At 55.0% G+C, this 2,279-nt stretch carries 3 protein-coding genes and 1 pseudogene; all 4 read left to right on the top strand.

Translation table 11 applies throughout. From position 1 onward, the window contains the following. The coding region (locus Q363_RS31385; protein WP_035358651.1) for a response regulator transcription factor at positions 1-654 on the top strand (654 nt) is incomplete at its 5' end. 32 nt (positions 655-686) lie between these two features. Next, entirely contained in the window at positions 687-1,640 is a 954-nt protein-coding gene (locus tag Q363_RS31380; protein WP_245632599.1) for a PP2C family protein-serine/threonine phosphatase, read from the top strand. A gap of 375 nt (positions 1,641-2,015) precedes the next feature. After that, positions 2,016-2,168 (top strand): hypothetical protein, encoded by a 153-nt coding sequence (locus Q363_RS43510; protein ID WP_211256463.1) that lies wholly within the window; start codon positions 2,016-2,018, stop codon positions 2,166-2,168. Continuing rightward, positions 2,169-2,279: pseudogene (locus Q363_RS47295) on the top strand (IS110 family transposase); the annotation flags it as partial.

Below are 2,279 nucleotides of genomic sequence, written 5' to 3'. Positions count from 1 at the left end.
GAGCCCAATATGGTGGCTGGACTTCGAGACAACTTCGAGTTTGAAGGCTACGAAGTGATTACAGCGGGCGATGGGATCGAAGGCCTTCGGCGAGCGCTGGAAGAGTCTCCCGACCTTGTGATCCTCGATGTCATGATGCCCCGGATGAGTGGATTGGAAGTATGCAAGCAGTTACGCGCTCAACGCGGTTCCATCCCGATCATCATGCTAACTGCTCGCGGCCAGGAACGAGACAAAGTGGTGGGCCTCGAACTCGGCGCGGACGACTATGTGACCAAGCCATTCTCCATCCGCGAGTTGCTTGCGCGAGTGAAGGCCGTGCTGCGACGCACGGCGGTCGTTCCCAAGGATCAGGATCAACACTCCTTCGGGAATGTGGAAGTCGATCTGCGCCATCATCGAGTCCTCAGGTCAGGCAAGGCTCTCGAGGTTTCCTCTAAGGAATTCGAGCTGTTGAAGTATTTCATCTGTCATTCTGGCGAAACGCTTAGTCGCGATCGTCTTCTGGAAGAGGTTTGGGGATACGAGAATTACCCATCGACCCGGACGGTGGATACCCACCTGGTGCGTCTGCGCCAAAAACTTGAGCCGGATCCCGAACAACCACAGTACTTCCTCACAGTGCATGGAACAGGTTATCGGTTCGTCGGTTAGAGCAACGATCAGAATTTAAAAGGGGTTGGATTATGCACAACCATGGCGCGTCAGCAGGAAGTGAAGGCAAGTTCCGGACCGGCGTCGGCTACCGACCCCGATCCACGATGGTGGCGTTGATGCCACCACCGCCATCGAGTGTGCCACAGCGGGAGGTTGAGTCCCTTCTGCGAGAGAGACTTGATCTCCATTCAGAACTGTTCGAGGCCGCACAGATCCAGCGTAAACTAAGCGGCCCGCGTGAATTTCGCCACGGCAGTTTACAGTTCGCAAGCGAGGTGTTCGCGGCTCGCTTTATCGCAGGGGATTTCACGACGTTTTTGAAAAGCGGTTCCCAGCTTCTTATGGCGCATGGAGACATTGCCGGTAAAGGTGTTGCGGCTGGGATGTGGTTCACTAATCTCGCAGGACTTTTGCAATGTTACGGCGACCCTTATTCTGACCCTGCAAGGATCGCGTCGGAAATCAACCGCCACCTCTGCTATCTGCGGCCGGTTGCGCCATTCGCCACGGCCTTTCTCGCGCGGATTGACTGCCACCTTGGAGGAATGACCTACTGCAATGCCGGCCATTTCCCGCCAATAGTGCTTCGCGCGGATGGCCGGACTAATCTGCTCGAGAGGGGTGGCCCTCTGTTGGGTGCTATCGAAGGCGCGAAATTTGAGTTAGGCGAACTGTTTCTTGAACCCGGGGACACGCTCATCGCATACTCCGATGGCGTACTTGAATGCCGCAACCCTTCAGAGGAAGAGTTCGGGTTGGATCGGATACTATTGGCATTACGACACGCCAAATCGCCATCCGCTCAGGCGACGCTCATGATGCTCCTCGCCACTTTGCAAGACTTCGCGAACGGTAGCCCGCTTTGCGACGACGTGAGTTTGACAGTGATTCAACGCGACGCTAAGTGTCAACGTCCGACAGACATCGGCGATTTTGCCACAACTAAGCATTCAATTGGTCATCGCGGTTCAAGCACAGCATAGCTGATTAATGCGCTTCGAAAAAGAGCTGTAGGCAGTACGCCATCAATCTCTGAGTCTGGAATATCTTTGCCCCCCGCAACCGGCGCGACAAATGAAATCTGCTGCAAGTGATGCAGCCCCACCGGGAGATCCTGCGGCGGCAGAACCGCATAAGCATGCGACGCCCCGTCCGTTCCGCGGCTATGCAGTGCTTAGGCGAACGCTTTGGGCGAATCGGTTAACCAGAAGTAATCCGCTGTGCAGCGTTGTCGTAAGTTCCCTGAAAACGGGGTTAGCGGCAACTTCGCCTTAGCGGGCACTCGGGAACTCGATCTTTCCGTAGAAATAATGTGATAAACGACACGGGGCTAGACGCATTATGGAGGGACTGCAGCGATGCGGAAAGGAACTAAAGCGATGCAGGATTCGGACGAGGAACGGGCCGCAGAGGACGTTTTGGGGCGATGGGCGACTTTTGGTCTTGCACTTTCCGACAAGCGAAAATATCCAGTGCAGGAATTCGGCGCCTTTGTGCAGGCCATGAGGTGAAAATTGATCCCGGCTCAGTTTGTTGAAGCCTTTTGTGAAGTCCAATAAGAACGACTTCATTGATGCTGAAGCGATTGCCGAAGCAGTCGACCGGCACAACATGCGGTTTGT

This window comes from Edaphobacter aggregans DSM 19364, assembly GCF_000745965.1.
GTDB lineage: Bacteria > Acidobacteriota > Terriglobia > Terriglobales > Acidobacteriaceae > Edaphobacter > Edaphobacter aggregans.
This window is presented reverse-complemented; position numbering and strand designations above follow the sequence as displayed.